This window comes from Roseiflexus sp. RS-1 (assembly GCF_000016665.1).
Classification (GTDB): Bacteria; Chloroflexota; Chloroflexia; order Chloroflexales; family Roseiflexaceae; genus Roseiflexus.
Genome location: NC_009523.1, coordinates 3,558,310 through 3,579,434, shown reverse-complemented (window position 1 = coordinate 3,579,434; position 21,125 = coordinate 3,558,310). Strand labels below are relative to the sequence as shown.

21 protein-coding genes are annotated in these 21,125 nt (G+C 61.3%); 17 read left to right on the top strand and 4 right to left on the bottom strand.

Features of this window, described 5'->3' with window-relative positions:
• The 4 genes from ROSERS_RS14770 to add all read left to right on the top strand — a co-directional run bounded on the left by ROSERS_RS14770 (nucleotide 1) and on the right by add (nucleotide 2,965).
• Nucleotides 1-210 (top strand): hypothetical protein, encoded by a 210-nt coding sequence (locus ROSERS_RS14770; protein WP_041333765.1) that lies wholly within the window; start codon nucleotides 1-3, stop codon nucleotides 208-210.
• Between the two features lie 191 nt (nucleotides 211-401).
• On the top strand, nucleotides 402-602 hold the full coding sequence (rpsU, locus tag ROSERS_RS14765; RefSeq protein WP_041333761.1) for a 30S ribosomal protein S21: 201 nt from the start codon (nucleotides 402-404) through the stop codon (nucleotides 600-602).
• 104 nt (nucleotides 603-706) lie between these two features.
• Nucleotides 707-1,789 carry a peptide chain release factor 1 gene (gene prfA / locus ROSERS_RS14760; RefSeq protein WP_041335494.1) on the top strand — a complete coding sequence of 361 codons (1,083 nt, stop codon included), beginning with the start codon at nucleotides 707-709 and terminating at the stop codon, nucleotides 1,787-1,789.
• A gap of 114 nt (nucleotides 1,790-1,903) precedes the next feature.
• Nucleotides 1,904-2,965, top strand: a complete 1,062-nt coding sequence (gene add / locus ROSERS_RS14755; protein ID WP_011957579.1) for an adenosine deaminase — start codon at nucleotides 1,904-1,906, stop codon at nucleotides 2,963-2,965.
• A gap of 18 nt (nucleotides 2,966-2,983) precedes the next feature.
• Here add and folK read toward each other — a convergent pair whose 3' ends face one another.
• Nucleotides 2,984-3,484, bottom strand: coding sequence for a 2-amino-4-hydroxy-6-hydroxymethyldihydropteridine diphosphokinase (folK, locus tag ROSERS_RS14750; protein WP_011957578.1), 501 nt, complete (start codon nucleotides 3,482-3,484; stop codon nucleotides 2,984-2,986).
• Between the two features lie 142 nt (nucleotides 3,485-3,626).
• Here folK and ROSERS_RS14745 point away from each other — a divergent pair, with 142 nt between their 5' ends.
• The 6 genes from ROSERS_RS14745 (at nucleotide 3,627) to ROSERS_RS14720 (ending at nucleotide 9,057) form a co-directional block, all read left to right on the top strand.
• Complete coding sequence (locus tag ROSERS_RS14745) at nucleotides 3,627-4,064, top strand: SRPBCC family protein (RefSeq protein WP_011957577.1); 438 nt, start codon at nucleotides 3,627-3,629, stop codon at nucleotides 4,062-4,064.
• A 5-nt stretch (nucleotides 4,065-4,069) separates the two neighbouring features.
• Nucleotides 4,070-4,621, top strand: coding sequence for a bifunctional pyr operon transcriptional regulator/uracil phosphoribosyltransferase PyrR (pyrR, locus tag ROSERS_RS14740; RefSeq protein WP_011957576.1), 552 nt, complete (start codon nucleotides 4,070-4,072; stop codon nucleotides 4,619-4,621).
• A 13-nt stretch (nucleotides 4,622-4,634) separates the two neighbouring features.
• Nucleotides 4,635-5,591 (top strand): aspartate carbamoyltransferase catalytic subunit, encoded by a 957-nt coding sequence (locus ROSERS_RS14735; protein ID WP_011957575.1) that lies wholly within the window; start codon nucleotides 4,635-4,637, stop codon nucleotides 5,589-5,591.
• Between the two features lie 11 nt (nucleotides 5,592-5,602).
• Entirely contained in the window at nucleotides 5,603-7,096 is a 1,494-nt protein-coding gene (locus ROSERS_RS14730; protein ID WP_011957574.1) for a dihydroorotase, read from the top strand.
• On the top strand, nucleotides 7,096-7,881 hold the full coding sequence (locus tag ROSERS_RS14725; protein WP_011957573.1) for an iron-sulfur cluster-binding protein: 786 nt from the start codon (nucleotides 7,096-7,098) through the stop codon (nucleotides 7,879-7,881). Before ROSERS_RS14730 ends, ROSERS_RS14725 begins: the two co-directional genes overlap by 1 nt.
• 90 nt (nucleotides 7,882-7,971) lie before the next feature.
• Nucleotides 7,972-9,057: a quinone-dependent dihydroorotate dehydrogenase gene (locus ROSERS_RS14720; protein WP_011957572.1), complete on the top strand. Its 1,086-nt coding sequence runs from the start codon at nucleotides 7,972-7,974 to the stop codon at nucleotides 9,055-9,057.
• Nucleotides 9,058-9,093: 36 nt separating this feature from the next.
• Here ROSERS_RS14720 and menC read toward each other — a convergent pair whose 3' ends face one another.
• The 3 genes from menC to ROSERS_RS14705 are packed head-to-tail and all read right to left on the bottom strand — an operon-like array spanning nucleotide 9,094 to nucleotide 11,956.
• Nucleotides 9,094-10,206: an o-succinylbenzoate synthase gene (gene menC / locus ROSERS_RS14715; RefSeq protein ID WP_011957571.1), complete on the bottom strand. Its 1,113-nt coding sequence runs from the start codon at nucleotides 10,204-10,206 to the stop codon at nucleotides 9,094-9,096.
• On the bottom strand, nucleotides 10,203-11,054 hold the full coding sequence (locus tag ROSERS_RS14710; protein ID WP_011957570.1) for a hypothetical protein: 852 nt from the start codon (nucleotides 11,052-11,054) through the stop codon (nucleotides 10,203-10,205). The genes menC and ROSERS_RS14710 overlap by 4 nt, the downstream gene beginning before the upstream one ends.
• Before the next feature lie 41 nt (nucleotides 11,055-11,095).
• Nucleotides 11,096-11,956 (bottom strand): alpha/beta fold hydrolase, encoded by an 861-nt coding sequence (locus tag ROSERS_RS14705; RefSeq protein ID WP_011957569.1) that lies wholly within the window; start codon nucleotides 11,954-11,956, stop codon nucleotides 11,096-11,098.
• A 254-nt stretch (nucleotides 11,957-12,210) separates the two neighbouring features.
• On the opposite strand from ROSERS_RS14705, the gene ROSERS_RS14700 reads away from it, so the two are divergent.
• The 7 genes from ROSERS_RS14700 (at nucleotide 12,211) to ROSERS_RS14670 (ending at nucleotide 21,081) form a co-directional block, all read left to right on the top strand.
• Entirely contained in the window at nucleotides 12,211-13,230 is a 1,020-nt protein-coding gene (locus ROSERS_RS14700) for a LacI family DNA-binding transcriptional regulator (RefSeq protein ID WP_011957568.1), read from the top strand.
• Between the two features lie 92 nt (nucleotides 13,231-13,322).
• Nucleotides 13,323-14,474: a Gfo/Idh/MocA family protein gene (locus tag ROSERS_RS14695; RefSeq protein ID WP_011957567.1), complete on the top strand. Its 1,152-nt coding sequence runs from the start codon at nucleotides 13,323-13,325 to the stop codon at nucleotides 14,472-14,474.
• 12 nt (nucleotides 14,475-14,486) lie between these two features.
• A complete protein-coding gene (locus tag ROSERS_RS14690) occupies nucleotides 14,487-15,653 on the top strand; it encodes a dihydrodipicolinate synthase family protein (protein ID WP_041333757.1) in 1,167 nt (388 codons plus the stop codon).
• 3 nt (nucleotides 15,654-15,656) lie between these two features.
• Nucleotides 15,657-16,481, top strand: a complete 825-nt coding sequence (locus ROSERS_RS14685) for a sugar phosphate isomerase/epimerase family protein (RefSeq protein ID WP_011957565.1) — start codon at nucleotides 15,657-15,659, stop codon at nucleotides 16,479-16,481.
• Nucleotides 16,482-16,924: 443 nt separating this feature from the next.
• The gene (locus tag ROSERS_RS14680) at nucleotides 16,925-18,649 is read left to right on the top strand and encodes an IS1634 family transposase (protein ID WP_011957564.1); all 1,725 of its coding nucleotides are present in this window, start codon (nucleotides 16,925-16,927) and stop codon (nucleotides 18,647-18,649) included.
• A gap of 339 nt (nucleotides 18,650-18,988) precedes the next feature.
• Nucleotides 18,989-19,936, top strand: a complete 948-nt coding sequence (locus ROSERS_RS14675; RefSeq protein ID WP_011957563.1) for a PAS domain-containing protein — start codon at nucleotides 18,989-18,991, stop codon at nucleotides 19,934-19,936.
• Nucleotides 19,936-21,081, top strand: a complete 1,146-nt coding sequence (locus ROSERS_RS14670) for an acyl-CoA dehydrogenase family protein (RefSeq protein WP_011957562.1) — start codon at nucleotides 19,936-19,938, stop codon at nucleotides 21,079-21,081. The genes ROSERS_RS14675 and ROSERS_RS14670 overlap by 1 nt, the downstream gene beginning before the upstream one ends.
• Nucleotides 21,082-21,125 lie beyond the last annotated feature (44 nt).

The following is a 21,125-nucleotide window of genomic DNA, read 5'->3' as shown; positions in this document are numbered from 1 at the left end:
ATGACAACTGGCGACGAGTACATCCGTCATACCTTCGCCATTCTGTTTGACGTTCCCGCCGATCTGGCAGCAGATCGGGCAATCACGAAGGACGTATTGAACGCAGCAGTCAGCCGGATCACCGAACTGATCGAAGCCGACGCACGCCTCCAGGCGCTCCTGCAGCAACACGGCATTGAATATGGCTGGGAAGCGGGGAGTTGGGAATAAGCAAACGGACAGGGCATGTGCCGGTTTCGCGGTTTTGCATCCAGGTTGCGCGATCCAGATCGAGCGTGTATACTAAAGGATGTGCAAGCGGTGCAGGCGCAGATCGCACCGTAATGCTGCGCCGGGGGGAGGTGAACAGGTTGTTCTTCCGCGCCGGGTGAATCACCAGCGTGTGTGGATAAGCCAGAAATATGCGAGTAGAACGACGCGACGGCGAGACCGTTGATCAATTGCTTCGTCGATTCAACAAGGTTGTTGTTGCCGAGCGCATCACCAAGACCTTCCGCGAGAAGATGCATTTTATTTCTGAAAGCGAAAAGCGCAAAGAAAAGCGTCGCCGTGCTGAGCGCAATCGCCGCAAGAAGGCATTGCAGCAGGCTCAGCAGGGTTAACCCGCTTCTCAACCGTCGCAGAGCGCCGGGCATGGCACCCGGCGCTCTGTCATGCCCGATGCGCATGGTATAATGCTTCAGGTGTTACAACTATGGCTCTTGCTCTGATCGATAAACTTGCCAACGTCGCTGCACGCTACAACGAACTGCTCGATCTGATGGCGCAACCCGAGATCGCCACCGATCCCGTTCGGTTGCAGCAGTATGTGCGTGAGCAGCGCGACCTTGAACCGCTCGTCGAGGCGTATCAGGCGTACCGCGATGTGGAACGCCAGATCGAGGATACCCGCTTCTTGCTGGCGAACGAGACCGATCCGGAGGTGCGTCAACTCGCCCAGGAGGAACTGGACCATCTCATCGAGCGCCGCGCCCGACTCGAGACGGATATCAAGGTCTTGCTGCTGCCGCGCGACCCGAATGACTCGAAGAATGTCATCATGGAGCTGCGACAGGGCGAAGGCGGCGACGAGGCGGCGCTCTTCGCCGCAGACCTGTTCCGCATGTATACGCGCTACGCCGAACAGCGCGGGTGGGATGTGGACGTCATCAGCGCAACGGAGAACGGTCCCGGCGGCTATAAAGAGATTGTGTTCGAGATCAAGGGCGAAGGGGCGTATAGCCGCCTCAAGTACGAAGGCGGCGTTCATCGCGTGCAGCGGGTGCCGGCCACCGAAGCGCGCGGGCGGATTCACACCTCTACTGCCACCGTCGCCGTCCTGCCGGAAATTGAAGAGACCGAGATCGAACTGAACCCGTCCGATTATCGGGTCGATGTCTTTCGTTCGAGCGGGCATGGCGGTCAGGGGGTCAACACCACCGACTCGGCGGTGCGGATTGTGTACAAGCCGGGAACGCCGGAAGAAATCGTTGTGACCTGTCAGGATAGTCGTTCGCAACTGAAGAACAAGGCATCGGCGCTCGCCGTCTTGCGCGCCCGTCTCTATGCTCGCGAAGAAGAGAAGCGCCGCAAAGAACTGGGAGAGTCGCGTCTGGCGCAGGTCGGCGCCGGCGAACGCGCCGAGAAGATTCGCACCTATAACTTTCCGCAAGACCGGGTGACGGATCATCGGATCGGGCAAAACTTCTCGAATCTTCCAGGTATCCTCGATGGCGATCTTGACCGTCTGATCGATGCGCTGATCATTGCTGACAACGCCGAACGCCTTGAGGCTGTGGCAACTCGCTGATCGCGCCTGATCCGCCCCGGTTCATAGCAACGACGCCCCGCTCCGACGTACACGGATCGACGCCGTAGACCTGCGCCTGGTGACCAGATACGGTGCGTCTGTTGAGGAATCGAGGTGGCTGTGAGCACCCAGCAGCAACTGCTCCCCGAGATCGATGAGTTCGTCACCCGCATGCCGAAGGTTGAACTGCACCTTCACCTGGAAGGCGCTATTCGTCCCTCTACCCTGCTGGCGCTTGCCGAACGCAACGACGTCGATCTGCCAGCGCGCGATGAAGCGGGGGTGGCGCAACTCTTCAACTATCACAACTTCCACGAATTCCTGACCATCTTCATGGTTCTGGCGCGATCCCTGACAACCGGGCGCGATTTTGAGCAGGTGGCGTATGAACTTGGCGAGGATCTGGCGAAACAGCGCGTTCGCTATGCTGAAGTGATGATTTCGCCGGTTCAGTATCATCGCCGCGCTCTCGATCTCGATGAAGTGGTGCAGGGTGCAGCATCCGGTTTTGCACGCGCAACCCGTGAGTATGGCGTGCGGTTCGGGCTGGTCTTCGATTATGGGCGCCAGTTCGGGGTGGAACTGGCCTGGCAACTGCTGGAGCACGCTATCCGCAATATGCCCTATGGTGTGGTTGGCTGGTCGATCGGCGGCGATGAGATTAACCATCCGCCGGAGCCGTTTGCCGGAGTTTTTGCTGCGGCCCGGCGCGCGGGGTTGCAGGTGATGGCGCACGCTGGCGAAGTGGTCGGTCCTGCAAGTGTCTGGGGCGCGATCGATGCGCTGGGTGTCCGCCGCGTGGGGCATGGCATTCGCAGCATCGACGATCCAGAACTGATCACTGCCCTCCGAATGCGCAATATCGTGCTCGATGTCTGCCCGACCAGCAATGTGCGCACCGGCGCCGTCTCTGGTCTCGATGCGCATCCGCTGCGTCGCCTCTTTGATGCTGGCGTACCACTGACGATCAACACCGACGATCCGGTCTTCTTCAACACAACCCTGTGCAATGAATATCGCATGGCAACCCGGCTTTTCGGCTTTACCGCCGATGACCTGACGCGGATAGCGTTGACCGGCGCGCACGCGGCGTTCCTGCCCGAAACGGACAGCCTTGCACTGGCGCATGAACTTGAGGAAGAGATAGCCGGTCTGCGCACAGAACTGGGGATATGATGCCTGGCGGCATCAGCATCAGACGCCTGGATCGTACAGTTTCACCTGGTCGGCATCATCGACATCGGCAAGTAACTGGGTGACGGTATAGTACAACACCGGGTGCATCAGATCGGGCGCAAGTTCGGCAAGCGGCTTCAGGACGAATGCGCGCTGAGCCAGACGGGGGTGGGGGATGGTCAATTCAAACGACTCCATCTGCGCCGTACCGTAAAAGAGAATGTCAAGATCGATAGGGCGCGGACCGTACTGAATCCCCCGGCGCCGCCCCATAGCACGTTCGATCTTTTGCAGTTCAACCAGCAGATCGAACGGCTTGAGCGTCGTGCGACCTTCAACCACTGCATTGATGAACGCATGCTGGCTGACATAGCCCAGCGGCGCCTGCACATACAGGCGTGAGGCGCGCGTAACCTTGATGACCTGGCTCAAACGCACGACCGATTCCCGTAGCCGGGCAACGCGGTCACCAATGTTGCTGCCAAGCCCGATATAGACGGTTGTTTCATGCTGCGCCATTGATGGTGGATCCAGAAAGCGTTTCTCGATTGTCAATCTGTCTGTTCTCCCGTATTATACGACCGAATCGCGCGCTGCGCTGTTCCGTAGCACGGAGCCGTCCGCAACGTTTCGATCATGCAGTTGGGAAAGGAGCAGGACAATGTCGTCGGTGGAACACAGCATCTTCATCAATGTGCCGGTTGATACGGTGTTCGAGGCGCTTCTGCGCGTCGAAGACGCGCCGAAATGGGTTGTCGGTCTCGAAGAAGTGCACGATGTGACCGGGCGCAACGTTGGCGACACGTTTGCCTGGACGTTCAAAATGGCGGGAACGCTGACCTTTCGCGGCAAAACAACCTTCGCCGCGATTGAACCGGGGCGCTATCTGCGCGAAGAGGGGAGCGGCGACCTGTCGAATGTCTGGGTGTGGCGCCTGACCCCCGAAATGAGCGGCACACAGGTGCATGTGCGCATCGACTACACGGTCCCGGGCGGCGCTCTGATCGGCGGGATTCTCGACAAACTGTTCGTTGAACGGCAGAACCAGAAAGACCTGGAGCAAACGCTGAGCAACCTGAAACAGATGCTCGAAGGGTAGCGCATATGGGGGAAAAGCAGATCCTGGATGCTGATGATATCCGCCGCGCCATCACTCGTATTGCGCACGAGATCGCCGAGCGCAACGCCGGGGTGCGTGATGTGGCGCTCGTCGGCATCCGGCGACGTGGCGCTCCGCTGGCGATGCGCATTGCGGCTGCACTCGAAGAGATCGAGCGCGTGCGCGTGCCGGTCGGTGTGCTGGACATCACCCTTTACCGTGACGACCTCGGCATCCGCGGTCCGGCGCCGGTCGTGCACGCTACCGATATTCCCTTCGACATCAGTGGGCGCACGGTCGTGCTTGTCGATGATGTGCTCTACACCGGGCGCACTATTCGCGCAGCGCTCGATGCACTGACCGATTTCGGCAGACCGGCGCGCATTCAGCTGGCGGTGCTGATCGATCGCGGTCATCGCGAGTTGCCGATCCGCGCCGATTTCGTGGGGAAAAACGTACCTACCTCGCGCGATGAACGGATCGCCACCCGCCTGCATGAGGTCGATGGCGGCGTGGATGGCGTCTTCATCGTGCGCACCACAGCGACCAGCGGGTAAGGAGTTCTGAGTTATGAGCGTACCTGCGGAGGCGGGAAAACGACGGGATCGTCGCCGGCACGTGCTCGATCTCGACGATTTCTCAACTCAGGAGATCGAAGAGATTCTCGAAACCGCCGTCAGCATGAAAGAGGTGCTGGGGCGGGCAATCAAGCAGGTGCCGACCCTGCGCGGTAAAACGATCGTCAACATGTTCTTTGAAGAGAGCACCCGCACCCGGATTTCGTTTGAACTCGCCGGGAAAGCGCTCTCCGCCAATGTCGTCAACTTCACGGCGCGCGGCAGCAGCGTCGAGAAGGGTGAATCGCTGATCGACACCGTGCGAACATTGCAGGCGCTTGGCGCCGATATGCTGGTCATGCGCCACAGTGAGTCAGGAGCGCCGTACCTGGCAGCGCAGTATTTCCACGGTTCGGTGATCAACGCTGGCGACGGGCGCCATGCGCACCCGACCCAGGCGCTCCTCGATCTCTTTACAGTGCGGCAGCGACTGGGGCGTATCGAGGGTCTCAAGGTGGTGATCGTCGGCGACATTCTGCATAGCCGGGTTGCGCGGTCTAATCTGTGGGGCTTTACCCGTATGGGCGCTTCGGTGACACTCTGTGCGCCGCAGACGTTGATCGGTCCGGAGTCGTTCTGGAAAGCGACCTGGCCCGACCTGACGATCACCAGCAACCTGGACGAGTGTATCAAAGATGCCGATGTGATTATGACCCTGCGCTTGCAGAAGGAGCGAATGGAAGCAGGGTTGCTCCCTTCCCTGCGAGAGTACAGTCGCTTTTTTGCCATCACTGCTGAGCGCGTGGCGCGCGCTGCGCCGCACTGCCTGGTGATGCACCCCGGTCCGATGAACGAAGGCGTCGAGATCATGCCCGATGTCGCCACATCAGCCCAATCCGTGATCGAAGAGCAGGTCGCGAATGGCGTGGCAGTGCGGATGGCGTTGCTCTACCGTCTCTCTGGCGAGTGAAAAGAGTTCCTATGCGGTATCTGATCAAGAATGGTTCGATTATCGATCCGGCACGGCGTGTTGCCACCATCGGCAACGTGCTGGTCGAAAACGGCAAGGTCGTTCAGGTGATCGATCTTGCCGATCTGACCATCGCGCCGGAGCCACTCGATGACCACACCGAGGTAATCAATGCGCGCGGTGCGGTGATTGCCCCTGGCTTCCTCGACCTGCATGCCCACGTGCGCGAACCGGGCGAGGAGCACAAGGAAACTATCGAAACTGCGACGAAAGCGGCAGCTGCTGGCGGATTTACCACGCTGTGCGTGATGCCGGATACGCGCCCGCCTATCGACTGCGCTGCGGTGGCGCGTCAGATCCGTGACATTGCGCGGCGACGCGGCGTGGTGCGTATCGAGCCGATCGGTGCGATCACCGTTGGACGCGCCGGGCAGACCCTTACCGAGATGGCAGAACTTGTCGAAGCCGGATGTGTCGGCTTTTCTGATGAGGGAAACACCGTGATGGACGCCACAGTGATGCGGAACGCGCTGGCATATGCGGCGATGCTCGACACGCCGATCATGGCGCATTGCGAAGATGTGCGCCTGACCCGTGGATGGGGCATGCACGACGGCGCTGTCGGTATTCGCCTCGGTCTGCCAGGGTACCCGGCTGCTGCCGAAGAAGCCATGGTTGCGCGCGATATTGCGCTGGCGGAAATGACCGGCGCGCATCTGCATATCTGCCACGTCAGCACTGCCGGAAGCGTCGCGCTTATCCGCGCTGCGAAAGCGCGCGGCGTGCGTGTAACCGCCGAGGTGACGCCGCATCACCTGACACTGACCGATCGCTGGGTTCTGGGCAATCTCGATGTACCGCACGGCGAAGGGAAATCAGGACATCGCGCGGGGCGTGAGCGTGTCGATGCGAATGAGGATGGTCTCGATCTTCCGTCACGTCTCAAATCAACCCTGTTGCCGCCCTACCACACATCGACGCGCGTGAGACCGCCGCTGCGCACCGAACAGGATGTGGAGGCGTTGATCGAAGGATTGCGCGACGGGACGATCGATGCCATCGCGTCGGATCATGAACCGCAGAGCGCGGTTGATAAAGAGTGTGAGTACCGCCTGGCCGCGTCGGGCATCAGCAGTCTCGAAACGGCGCTGGGGCTGGCGTTGACCCTGGTGCACCGCGGGAAACTCGACCTGGTCGACCTGGTCGCCAAATTTACCGAGGGTCCGGCGACGGTGCTTGGACGTGCGCCAGCAACCCTGCGCCCCGGTTCGCCAGCGGACATCGTTATTTTTGACCCGGACTCGCCGTGGATCGTCGATCCTGCGAGGTTTTTCTCAAAAGGGCGTAACACGCCGCTCGCCGGTCAACGCCTCAAAGGGCAGGTGATGCTGACCATGTACCGCGGGCAGATCGTGTTCCGCCGCGGCAATTTTGGCATCGGCACCGGCGCGTTGCAGCAGGCGTCGCGGCTCGAAGGCATCCTCGGCAACGAGAATGGCGAATAATGGCACGCCAGCACACACTTGCGATCGCCGACCATCGCCAGGTGACGGCGCACCTCCGCTGGCTTGCGCTGCATGCGCCCGATCTGGCGCGTGATGCGCGTCCCGGTCATGCACTGCTGGTGCACTGCAACGACTCCGATGACCGGTATCGGTTGCTGCGTCGTCCGCTCTTTCTGGCTGCAACGATGCCGGAAATTGGACAGCTGGCGCTGCTCTATGAACCGCACGAGCCGGGGCTGGCATGGCTGGCGCGCCGCTTGCCGGGTGAAACCCTCGATGTCGTGGGGTTGTCTGGACGTCCCTTTCCCCTGAATGATCGTCAGCGCAATCTGTTGCTGGTTGGCGCCAGCGCGGGGCTTGCCGCGCTGATCTTCATGGCACGCTTTACCGCCCCCTACGCTGCTGTGACTCTGCTCGCCTTCGCCGATGACCAGGAACGCCTGCCGCCACCCTTTCTGCTCCCCTCCGCCGTCGAGTATGTCACTATGGTGGACATGGATGTTGCAGCATCCGTTGCGGCAGCGCTGCAACCGACGGACAAACCGTCAATGCTGGCGTGGGCGGACGCGGTCGTGGCGGCATTGCCGCGCGAGGCGCTTGCGGAGCTTGGGCGGATCGTGCGAATGGTGCGCCTGCGCTGGGCACGCGGGTTTGCGGAGATGCTCATCGAATCGCCGCCTGGCTGCGGGTTCGGTGCGTGTGGAACATGTGCTGTCGAACTGCGAGGCAGAGTGCGCCTGCCGTGCGTCGAGGGACCGTGGTTCGACCTCCGCGACGTAGCATGAGAATCGCAGGGAGAGATGAACCATGAGAGTACGCCGATGCGAGCGCCAGAGCGGTTCTCACAGAGGTTGGGCAGATTGGACAGGGTTGAAATGACTTCTCTCTATGCATTGATCCGACCGCTTCTCTTCCGGCTCGACGCCGAGCGTGCCCATGATCTGACAGCGAAGGCGCTGCGGGTGACGAGTCGTGCGCCGTTGCTGCCGCGTCTGATCCGTGCGCTGTATGCCTGGGAGGATCCGCTCCTGGCGGTCGATTGGTCGGGGCTGCACTTCGCCAATCCTGTCGGCGTCGCCGCCGGGTTCGACAAACGCGCCGATCTGGTCGATGGGCTGGCGCTCCTCGGTTTCGGGCATATCGAAGTCGGCACAGTCACACCGCGCCCGCAACCTGGAAACCCGCGTCCACGCCTCTTTCGTCTGCCGGAAGACACTGCGCTGATCAATCGCCTCGGCTTCAACAGTCCGGGCATGGTTGCGGTGGCGCGTGCATTGCGCGCGCGTCGCTCACGCGATGTTATCGTTGGCGTCAATATCGGCAAGAACCGCGACACGCCACTGGAACGCGCCGTTGAAGATTATGTCGCAACCTTCGTTGCACTGGCGCCGATCGCCGACTATGTGGCGGTCAACATCTCATCGCCGAACACGCCAGGCTTGCGTCGCCTGCACGAACGCGCGGCGCTCGAGACGCTCCTGCACGAACTGACGCGACTCAATCGCGCTCTGCCGCATCCGCGCCCGATTGCGCTGAAGGTGTCGCCCGATGAGACCCCGGATCAACTCGAAGCAGTCGTGCGCGCCGGTTGCGATGCTGGCATTGCAGCCTTCATTGCCACCAACACCACCCTGGCGCGTGATGATCTGCACAGCCGGCTGGCAATCGAAACCGGCGGATTGAGCGGTCGTCCACTGACGCAGCGCGCGCGTCAGGTCATCGGCGCGATCTACCGCCTGACGCACGGGGCGCCGCCGGTGATCGGCGTCGGCGGCATCGCCACGGCGGAGGATGCCTATCAGCACATTCGTGCAGGTGCACGGTTAATCCAGATCTATACCGGCATGGTGTACGCAGGACCTGCAATCGCGCGCGACATCAAGCAGGGGCTTGCGCGCCGGTTGCGCCGCGACGGATTCACATCACTGGAAGAAGCGGTCGGAGTGATGGTCGCAGCATAAACGCAGCCATTGCCGGGAAATGGCAGGGGAATAGTCTCATCCTTTCCCAATCGTCATCTCGCGCACCTGTACGACGCGCAGGCGCTCCGGCAGAACGACGACGCCTGTGCCGGGAATATCGGGAACGGTAATGGTCGAGTCATCGTTCAACACAAAGTCGGGTGTCGCAATGTCGTGGTGATAGTAGCGCGCCGAGGCGGAAATATCACCGGGCAGCGTAAAGTTGGGCAGCGCTGCCAGCGCCAGATTCACTGCACGCCCCACATTCGTCTCCAGCATGCCGCCGCACCAGACCGGTACGCCGCGATCGGCGCACAGATCGTGGATCTGGCGCGCAGCGGTCAGTCCGCCAACCCGCCCGATCTTGATGTTGATCACGCGGCAGGCGTCGATATCGAGCGCCCAGCGGGCGTGCTCCGGCGAGTGAATGCTTTCATCCAGGCAGATCGGAGTTCGCAGTTGCGCCTGAAGACGCGCATGATCGACAATGTCTTCGTGATGCAGCGGTTGCTCGATCAGCAGCAGGTTCATCTCGTCCAGTTCGCGAAACACCGGCGCATCAGCAAGGGTATACGCCGAGTTGGCATCCACCTGCAACGCAATATCGGGCCAGCGATCACGGACTGCACGCACAACCGTCACATCCCATCCTGGTTTGATCTTCAGTTTGATGCGTGCATATCCGGCTTCAACAAATTGCGCAATCCGTTCGAGTTGGGCGGCGAGTGTCGGTTCGATTCCAACGCTCACCCCCACCGACACCCGCTGCCGCGTCGCGCCGATAAGTCGCGCCAGCGATACGCCGTGCACCTGAGCAAAAATGTCCCAGAATGCGGCTTCGACGGCGGCGCGCGCCATTGGATGACCACGCACGTGGGCAAACCGTTCAACAATGGCTTCAGGCGAGTCGATATCCTGATCGATCAACATCGGAGCCAGAAACTCACCGATGATGTGCCAGGCGGTGCCAATGGTTTCATACGCATACCAGGGTCCTGCCCCGGCAACGCATTCGCCCCAACCGGTTCGTCCATCTGCACGCATCTCGACCAGAATGCAGGGGCGGTGCGTCTCACGCCCGAAACTGGTCTCGAACGGCGCCACCAGCGGCATATCGATATGGTGCAGGGTGATTGATTCGATCTTCATACAATGCTCCAGTGCTGGTGCAGCAGGTAGTAACTGCACGATCCTGCGGTGAGAACGTCGGTGATCGTATACCCGGCGGCAAACGACCGTTCGCACAGATCGCGCACCTGCATACGCCAGGTCAGCGCCTCTGCGGGTCGCGTCGCCTTGATCGCCTGAATGTCGGTGGGGAAACGGATGAGCACGCGAGCGCCGGACGGATTGCGGCAAACCGGAGCGGGCGCATCGTCGGCGGCGCCGGGGGACGCCGGGTTCAGAACCACTCCGCCCTCAGCGAGCAGCGTGGCAAGGTCTGGCTCAGGTTCGGCGCGCGCCAGACGCGCTTCGACATGCCGCGATGCCAGATGCCATTCCACCTCGAAACGATCACTGGGAACCCCGGCGTTCAGCCGGTCGCTCATCGTGCCATACAGATTACGCGCATACGTGCGACAGATAGCGCCGAGTTTACGCAGGTTCAGGCGCGCATTCCGACTCTGGAGCGGGTCGAACGTCCAGGTCATCAACGTGATGCCCTGCGCAAGCACAAAGTCGCGTTGACGGCGCTTGAGTTCCTCGCCGATCCTCCGATCACGATAGTGCGGCAGCACGCCGAGCATGTGCGAACAGTGTTTGATCTGTCCCGCTGCCGTGAGACCGACGAAACCGAACACAAAGCCGATCAGATCGTCCGGCGGCGTCAGGTCAGCATCAAACGCACCGAGCGCCAGCCCGCCGTTCTTATTGGCGGTCAGCAGCAGATGGAGCGGAACGATATCACGCGCATCGCTGCCCCACACCTGCGTCTGAAGGTCTTCGACGGCGCGGTATTCGTCGATGGTTTCAATGCGGCGATAGACGATTGCCATACGTTTCACCAGTAAACGCGCTCACGCTCAGGCGCTTTCGGTCATTCCAGGAATGCGCGCATAGCGGCATTGACTTCGTGCGGCGCAACCTGCTGCACCCAGTGCGACGCGTGCGGCAGCATGCAGATGCGCAGATCGGGAACAAAACGCTCCGTCCTCTGGACGACCTCTGGCGCAAATGCGACATCCTGCTCACCCCAGATCAGCAACGTCGGTACGGTGACCCGCATGCTGGCGCCGCGAAACAGATCTCCTGCACCATACCGTCCCATTGCGCGGTAGTAGTTAAGCGCAGCGGTGAGAGCGCCGGGGCGCGCCATCGCCTGTTTATAGCAGCGGATCGTTTCGTCATCGAACACCGCTCGATCAATCGGCGTCGAACGAAAAATGCGGTCGAACGCCGCACCGTTGCGCGCACTCAGCACAAGTTCAGGCAGCCATGGGATCTGAAAGAAGAGGATATACCGCGAGCGACGACGTTGTTCCGGATTCTGCCGCAGTTCCTGGAAGAAACGCGCCGGATGCGGCATGTTCAGCGCAATCAATCGCTCGACGCGCTCCGGATGCGCAATCGCCAGCGACCAGGCGATCATGCCGCCCCAGTCGTGCCCGGCGACGTATGCCCGCTGAAAGCCAGATGCCTGAATCAGTTCCACAATGTCCTGCACCAGCACCGGCAGTTCGTAGCCGCGGGCAGGTTTCTCGGTTTCATTGTAGCCGCGCAGATCGGGCGCAACGACGGTGTAGTGATCGGCGAATGCGTTGATCTGATGACGCCATGACCACCAGAACTCTGGAAAACCGTGCAAAAGCAGCAGGAGACGATCACCGCACCCTGCGCGGACGACATGGAAGCGAATGCCGCTGATGCGGAGATAGTGATGTTCGACAGGCGTATCCACTGTCGTGTGCCTTCCTCCCGCTGCCGCTCATGACCGATTGGCAGGTTTACACCGCAATGCATCTGGCGCAAACACCGATCCTGAGCAGCGCCGCGTCGGTTGAGGGATGATCGCGGATCTGGTTTGTATTATACCCTGTCGCGACCTGGACGGCGCTCCCTCGCAGCAGTAACGTTCTTCGGAAATCGCTTTCAGTAAATGGCATATCGCATGGTATAATCGGGATGTCAAACGAAGGTTGAAGCAAAAAGCGTATGGCTGTCACCCTTGCTGATGTTGCTCGTCGCGCCGGAGTTTCGCTGGCTACTGCATCACGTGTGCTCAACGGCAGCGCGCGCGCCGTGAGTGATGAGATGCGCGCACGCGTTACCGCTGCCGCGCGTGAACTGCACTACGTTCCTAATGCGCACGCGCAAGCGCTTGCCCGCGCTGCTACACAGACCGTGGGGGTGATCGTCCACGACGTCAGCGATCCATACTTTGCAGAAATCCTGCGCGGCATTCAGCGCAGCGCCGCCGATGCCGGGCGGTTGATGATCGTGTGCAATACCTTCCGCGATCCGCAGCGTGAACTGGAGTATGTGCATCTGCTGCAGAAGCAGCGCGTCGAGGCGATCATTCTGGCAGGCAGCGGTCTCGATGATCGCGCCTACTGCCGATCTATGACTGAGCGACTCGACTCGTTTGCCTCAATGGGAGGACGGGTGGCGGTCATCGGTCGCCACAATATCGCTGCCGATGCCGTTGTTCCCGATAACGTCGGCGGTGCGCGGGCGCTGGCGCACTATCTGCTCGACCTGGGGCATCGCTCATTCGGCATAATCGACGGTCCTGCGCTGCTGACCACCTCCCGTGATCGGCGCAGCGGCTTTGTGCAGGCGCTTCAGGCAGGCGGGATCACGCTGCCGCCCGACGCCATCATTCCCGGCGATTTTACGCGCGATGGCGGCGCACAGGCGGCGATCCGCCTGCTGGAGCGCTTTCCATCGATCACGGCGATCTTCGCACTCAACGATGTGATGGCGATCGGCGCGCTCGCTGCGCTGCGGGAACGCGGGATCACAGTGCCCGATCAGATGTCGATTGTCGGTTTCGATGACATCCCGATTGCCGCCGATGTGACACCGGCGTTGACGACCATGCGCGTGCCGATGAGCCAACTCGGATCAGAAGCGCTCGCACTGGCGCTCTCGGCAGAAGATACCCTGCGCACCATTCACCTGCCGACCGAGATGATCGTGCGTCAGAGCACGGCGCCGCCATCCGCAACATAACCGGCACGTCTCATTCGAGATATGCGCTGTCCAGGCGCGCCGCCTGAGCGCGTTCGTTTTTTGTTGTCGTTTTTCGGCAGAAAGGATGTTCTATGGCTACACTCTCGCTGGGTATCATTATGAATGGCGTCACCGGACGAATGGGAACCAATCAACATCTCGTGCGCTCGATTGTTGCTATTCGTCAGGCTGGCGGCGTGCCGCTCGCAAACGGCGATGTGGTGATGCCTGACCCGATCCTGGTCGGGCGCAACGAGCAGAAGGTGCGTACACTGGCAGATATGTACGGCATCTCCCGCTGGAGCACCGATCTCGATGCATGCCTTGCCAATCCTGCCGATGTGATCTACTTCGATGCACAGACAACCCAACGTCGCGCGGAAAGCGTGCGCGCGGCGATTGCAGCCGGAAAACATATCTACTGCGAAAAACCGTCTGCGGCAACCCTCGACGATGCGCTCGACCTGGCGCGCCGCGCGAAAGCTGCCGGTATCAGGCATGGCGTCGTGCAGGATAAACTCTTTCTCCCCGGTTTGCGCAAACTCAAACGTCTGATTGAAAGCGGTTTCTTCGGCAGAATCCTCTCGGTGCGCGGTGAGTTCGGCTACTGGGTTTTCGAGGGGGACTGGCAATCCGGGCAGCGTCCTTCCTGGAACTATCGCAAGGAAGAGGGCGGCGGCATTATTGTCGATATGCTCTGCCACTGGCGCTATGTGCTCGATAACCTGTTCGCTCCGGTGCGTGCAGTGATGTGCCTGGGTGCGATCCATGTTCCCGAACGGGTGGACGAACAGGGGCGCCGGTATGCGGTGACCGCCGATGACTCGGCATACGCGACGTTTGAACTCGAAGGAGGCGTCATCGCTCAGATCAACTCATCGTGGTGCGTGCGGGTCTACCGTGATGATCTGTTCGTGTTGCAGGTGGACGGTACCCACGGCAGCGCCGTCGCCGGATTACGCGAGTGCCGCGTCCAACCGCGGGTAACGACGCCTCGCCCGCTCTGGAATCCCGATCTGCCGAACTCGATCGATTTCCGCGCTGGCTGGCAACCGGTTCCCGACAATGAAACGTTCGATAATGCGTTTCGTGTCCAGTGGGAACTGTTCCTGAAACACGTCGCCGGTGAGGGGTCCTTCCGGTGGAATCTTCTGGAAGGTGCAAAGGGGGTGCAGCTTGCCGAACTGGGGTTGCGCTCCTGGCACGAACGCCGCTGGATCGATGTTCCGCCGCTCGAGGTATGAAAGAAGGTGTGTATGCCGCCAACGTTGATGCTCCCATTTCCCGACCGCTCGCTGCGCCCCTACGCATTGCGCGCTTCTGCCGGATTCGCACCGCCGCGCGCGCCGCTGCGCAGCCGCGTCTTCTTCGCCGCAGCCCACGTTGTCGCCGATCCGCTCGCCGATACCACGCCAGTATCGCCGCCAGCGCTCGACTGGGACACAACTCTGGCATACCGGCGCTATCTCTGGTCGCTCGGTCTGGGCGTCGCCGAGGCGATGGATACTGCCCAGCGCGGTATGGGTCTCGACTGGACGACCGCGCGTGAACTCATCGAACGCTCGGTCGCAGAAGCGCGCGCCGTCGGCGGAATGATCGCCTGCGGCGCGGGAACCGACCATCTCCCGCCGCGTCCCGATCTTTCTCTCGATCAGGTCGAGGCGGCGTACCTCGAACAGATCGAGGCGGTCGAACGGTGCGGCGGGCGCGTGATCCTGATGGCAAGCCGCGCGCTTGCCGCCTGCGCGCGCAGCCCCGATGACTATGCGCGCGTCTACGGACGTCTACTCTCACAGGTGCGCGAACCGGTCATTCTTCACTGGCTCGGCGATATGTTTGATCCGGCGCTGGCGGGGTACTGGGGCAGCCATGATCTCGATGCCGCCATGGAAACGGCGCTTGCCATTATTCACGAGCACGCGGCAAAGATCGACGGCATCAAAATCTCGCTGCTCGACGCGCAACGCGAGATCCAGATGCGGCGACGGCTCCCGCCCGGCGTGCGTATGTACTCCGGCGACGATTTCAACTACCCGGAGTTGATCCTCGGTGATGACCAGGGATACAGCGACGCACTGCTGGGAATCTTTGATGCGATTGCTCCGGCGGCTTCAGCGGCGCTCCAGGCGCTCGACGCCGACGATCCGGAGCGCTTCCGCGCGATCCTTGAACCAACTGTACCCCTCTCACGGCATATCTTTCAACCGCCAACCTACTTCTACAAAACGGGGGTGGTCTTCCTTGCCTATCTCAATGGGCATCAGCGCCACTTTCGCATGGTCGGCGGGCAGGAGAGCGCACGGTCCGTTCTGCATCTCGCGCGCCTGTTCATCCTCGCCGATCAGTCTGGCGTGCTTTGCGATCCTGATCGCGCAGTTGCACGTATGCGCCTCGTTCTGGCGCTGGCAGGTATTGAGGAGTAACCAATGGCGGGTGATCTTTCACGCCTGAGCTTGAATCAGGCAACCACAAAATACTGGTCGCTCCGTGAAGCAGTCGATGGGTGCGTCCGCGCCGGAATCCCGGCGATTGGCGTCTGGCGCGACCGTCTCGCCGAAACGGGAGTTGCCGCCGCCGCGCGCCTGCTGCGCGATGCCGGATTGCACTGCTCCAGTCTCTGCCGCGGCGGTTGGTTCCCCGCTGCCACACGCGCCGAACGCGCCGCTCGCATTGACGACAACCGGCGCGCCATCGAAGAAGCTGCGACGCTGAACGCCGATGTTCTGGTGCTGGTGTGCGGTCCAGCGCCTGATCGCAACATCCGTGCAGCACGAATGATGGTCGAAGAAGGGATCGCTGCCGTCCTGCCGGATGCGATTCAGCACGGCGTCACCCTGGGCATTGAACCGCTGCACCCCATGTTTGCCGCCGACCGTTCGGTCATCACCAGTCTGCACGAAGCGATCGTCCTGGCGGAACGCTTCGACTCACCTCACGTCAAGGTTGTGATCGATGCATACCACGTCTGGTGGGATGCCGGGGTCTACCATCTCATCCGGCGGTGTGGCGCGCGGATTGCCGGTTATCACGTGTCCGACTGGATCACGCCGCTGCCTGATGTGCTCAACGGGCGCGGCATGATGGGCGATGGCGTGATCGAACTGCGCTCGCTGCGCGAAGCGGTCGATGCCGCTGGCTATCGCGGTTTCATCGAAGTCGAGATTTTCAACGAAACGATCTGGAAGATGCCTGGAGATGCCATCCTGTCTCTGATGTGCGAGCGCTACCTGGCGCATGTCGCCCCGACCTGATGCCAAATCTTGATTCGGTAGGGCGCCTTCCCGCCAGGGCAACCGACGATCGTTCCGGCATTATTCCTGCCTGCGCAGGTCTGGGGGCGCGGGCGTCGCACCCGCATGCCTGAGGGCGCGGGCGTCGCACCCGCATGCCTGAGTGTGCAGGCGTCCCGCCCGCATGCCTGGGTGCGCGGGCGGGCTTCGCCTTGCCTGGCCGAGGGCGTATGGTCTTTGAGTACATAATCCGCCATAGCCCGCGCAGGCGGGCTTTGCATTCCATAGCTGAGGGCTTCAGCCCCACGGCTGGCGCGGTAGAGCGGAATAAATGCTCAATCGTCATCAGCCCGACGGCAAGAGGCGCATACCGGATGATAGCATTTCTCGCAAAGTTTGAACCCAATCCCTTCTTTCGTGCAAAACGAAAGGCCAAAAACCGAATTTATAGTATACTCGGCCGTATGGCCGAGAAACTCACCTTAACCCACGAGCGAGTTGATGACATCCCTCTGCTGATCGGGCTTGCGCAGAAATTGCACCTTCCCGAAGTTCTGGACCGCCACCTGGGCCACCACGGCAACCACCAGGGGCTGAGGAACGGCTGGCTGGCAACGGTCTGGCTGGCCTCTATCCTCTCGGAAAGCGACCATCGCAAGTCCAGCGGAGAAGAGTGGGCCGGGCAGCATCGCCAGACGCTGGAACGGTTGCTGGGGCAACCCATTCGCCGTACCGAATTCAGTGATGACCGGCTGGAGATCGTGCTGCGCCGCCTGAGCCAGCAGGCCGCCTGGGAAGCCCTGGAGGCCGACCTGTGGCAGGCAACGGGAGACGTCGATGACCTGGACGTGACCAGCGTTCGCCTGGACAGCACCACCACGTATGGCTACCATACCCTGACGGAAGACGGGGTGATGCAATACGGGCATAGTAAAGACCGCCGTCCCGACTTGCCCCAGTTGAAATTGATGGCCGCCGCAGCCGAGCCGTGGGGTCACCTGCTGGCCTGCAATGTCCACCCCGGCCAGACCGCCGACGACCCGTTGTACCGCCCCCGCATCGCTCGGGTGCGCCAGATGCTGGGCCGGTCGGGGCTGCTGTATGTGGGCGACAGCAAGATGGCTGCTCTGGCAACTCGGGCGGACATCGTGGCCCACGGGGACTACTACCTGATGCCCCTGCCCCTGACCGGCGAGACCGCCCAACAGGTGGAAGCGTGGATTGACGCCGTGGTGGAAGGGGAGCAGACGGTGACCCTGATCTGGGATGAGCAGAGTCTGTTGGGCGGCGGGTATGAGTTTGAGCGGCCGATGAGCGCCCGGGTGGATGGCAAGCCCGTGACGTGGACCGAGCGGGTGCAGGTGGTCCGCTCGTTGGCGCTGGCGGAGCGGGAGAGCCAACAGTTGGAGCGGCGCCTGGCGAACGCGGAGGCAGCTTTGCGGGCGCTGACACCGCCCCCCGGTCGGGGCCGACGACCGTATCGGGACGAAGCGGCCTTGCAGACAGCGGTATCCCAGGTGCTGGAGCGATATGATGTGACGGGCTTGCTGCAGGTCACCTGGCGACGGGAGGAAGAGACCGTCACGCGCTCCGTGGGACGCGGACGGGGACGCCCGAAGCGCCCCGTCCGGACGGAGGTGCGCGTGCGTTGCGTCATCGCCGAAGTCCGGCGGGACGAAGAGGCGATTCAGCGCCGGAAATATCGTCTGGGATGGCGGATTCAGGTGACCAGCCTGCCGTTGGCCCAGATGTCGCTGGCCCAGACGGTTGTCCATTACCGGGGTGGGTGGTGTCTGGAAAGAGATTTTCACCTGGTGAAGGATCGTCCCATCGGCATCCGCCCGTTGTATGTGCGGCGGGATGATCAGATTATCGGTCTGACCCGCCTGCTGACGCTGGCGTTGCGGCTGTTGACGTTGATAGAAAGCCAGGTACGGCGTGGGCTGGCCCAGGCGGGTGAGGTCTTGAGCGGGCTGTACGAAGGTCAGCCTCGGCGGACCACCGACCGGCCGACGGGCGTACGCCTGCTGAAGGCGTTTGCCCGGGCAGAGATTACCCTGACCCGGATTGAGATGGAGCCTCAGGTGATGTGGCATATCACGCCGCTCTCTGGTTTGCTGGAACGAATCCTGGCGTACCTGGGGCTCTCGGCAGTGCTCTACCAGCGCCTGGCAGAAAATTCATCATAGGTCCCTTCCAATTGCACGAAAGAAGGGCCAATTGGACGGGGTTGAACATTCCCAGAGTCGCGCCCCACGCGATGACCGAAATACATTTCGGTCTACTCTCTGCTGGAAGCGATCGTCTCGCGCGACACGGCAGACCCAGACAAGGGTCAGTGTATCTGAGAACTGCTGTAAATTCTCAATCTCCATCTGCCCTCGGCCGCCTGCAGGTCGGTATGTTCCCGTAATGCAGACACCGTACACTACGGAACGGGGTCGTGTGCGCTTCCACGCCGCGCCTGCGACTTCTGTACTATAATAGCATCAGGTCGTACACATCTTTTCTACCATTGCGAGGCAGACATGTCCGACGCTCCCGAAACCGAGATCGAGCGACTCCGCTCGCGGATCGCAGAACTGGAGCAGCAGATGCAACGTTATGCGACCATCGAGGAAGAACTGCGCGCCAGCGAAGAACGGTTGCGCTTCTTCGTCGAAAATACCCCTGCTGCGGTTGCCATGCTCGACTCCGACATGCGTTACATCCTGGCGAGTCAGCGCTGGATTCGTGATTACCATCTGGAGGGGCAGGAAATCATCGGTCGCTCCCACTACGAAATCTTTCCCGATCTTCCCGAACGCTGGAAAGAGGTGCACCGCAGGGCGCTGGCTGGCGCCTTCGAGGAAGCGGAAGAGGACCCATGGCCCCGTGATGACGGTTCAACCGAATGGTTGAACTGGAAGTGTTACCCCTGGTTCAAAGGAGATGGCTCGATTGGGGGGATTGTTTTCTTTACCGAGGTAATTACGAAGCGCGTGCTGGAGCGCATGGAACTGGAGCGCAGCCGTGAGCAACTACGCGCAACCGTTGAGGAACAGGAACGTCTCATCGAGGCGATCCGCGAAATGTCGACGCCGGTTGTGCCAATCTATGACGAAATTATTGTGCTCCCGCTTGTCGGTTCGATCGATAGCCGGCGCAGCGCGCAGATTATGGAGGCGTTGCTCAGTGGCATTCAGCACTATGCCGCCGAGATCGCCATCATCGATATCACAGGAGTGTCGGTTGTGGATACGTCGGTCGCCAACCACCTGATCCAGACGACCCGCGCGGCATCGCTCCTCGGCGCCCATTGCGTGCTGGTCGGCATCTCGGCGGAAGTGGCGCAGGCGATGGTGCACCTGGGCATCGATCTGAGCACCGTCGTGACGCGCAGCAACCTGCAAGCGGGGATTGAATATGCGCTTGATCGCCTGGGCAAACAGATTACGACCCGCTCACCCGCTCCAGCGCTGGATACCCTGGTCTGATGAAACGCACCCTGTTTGATCCGGAACATGACCTTTTCCGCGCCGCGTTTCGCGCATTCATCGAACGCGAGATTGCGCCCTTCCACGCCGAATGGGAGCGCGTTGGCGCCGTTCCGCGCGACCTCTGGCAGGCGGCGGGTCGCCAGGGATTTCTCTGCATGGATGTACCGGAGGAGTACGGCGGCGCCAGCGCGCGCGATTACCGCTTCAACGTTGTTATTGGCGAAGAGTTGTGGCGCGCTGGCGCGACCGGTCCGGGTTTCGTGTTGCATACCGATATCGTCGTTCCCTACATCACGCACTATGGCACGCCGGATCAACGCCGACGCTGGTTACCGCGCTGCGTCAGCGGCGAGTGCATCACCGCCATTGCGATGACCGAACCGGGCGCCGGCAGCGATCTCGCAGCGATTCGCACAACAGCGCTACGCGATGGCGATGTGTACCTCCTGAACGGACAGAAGACCTTCATCTCCAACGGCATCCTCAACGACCTGGTGATCGTGGCGGCGAAGACCAACCCGGAAGCCGGGCATAAGGGGATCAGTTTGCTGGTCGTCGAGCGTGATATGCCGGGGTACGAGCGCGGCAGACGCCTGGAAAAGATTGGACTGCACGCGCAGGATACCGCTGAACTGTTCTTCCACAATGTGCGCGTGCCGCGTGATCACCTCCTCGGCGAAGAAGGACAGGGCTTTCGTTATCTGATGGAACAATTGCCGCGCGAACGCCTTGCGATTGCGGTTGGCGCCGTGGCTGCCGCAGAAGTGGCGCTCGAACAGACCATCCGCTACTGCCGCGAACGCGAGGCGTTCGGTCGTCCGATAGGTGCGCTCCAGTCGGTGCGTTTCACCCTGGCGGAACTCGTGACCGAAGTGCAGATCGGGCGTGTGTTCGTCGATCAGTGCGTGCTGGCGTTGAACCGGGGCGAATTGACCGCCGAGACCGCAGCGATGGCAAAATGGTGGACGACTGAACTCCAGCAGCGTGTGGTTCATGCATGTTTGCAACTCCATGGCGGCTATGGCTATATGCGCGAATATCCGATTGCGCGCGCATTTCTGGATGCGCGCGTCCAGACGATCTATGGCGGAACCACCGAGATTATGAAGGAAATCATCGGACGATCGCTTAAACTGGAGTGAGGAAGGACCGGCGTCTGGCAACCAGCACCGGTTCTGTCGTCGAT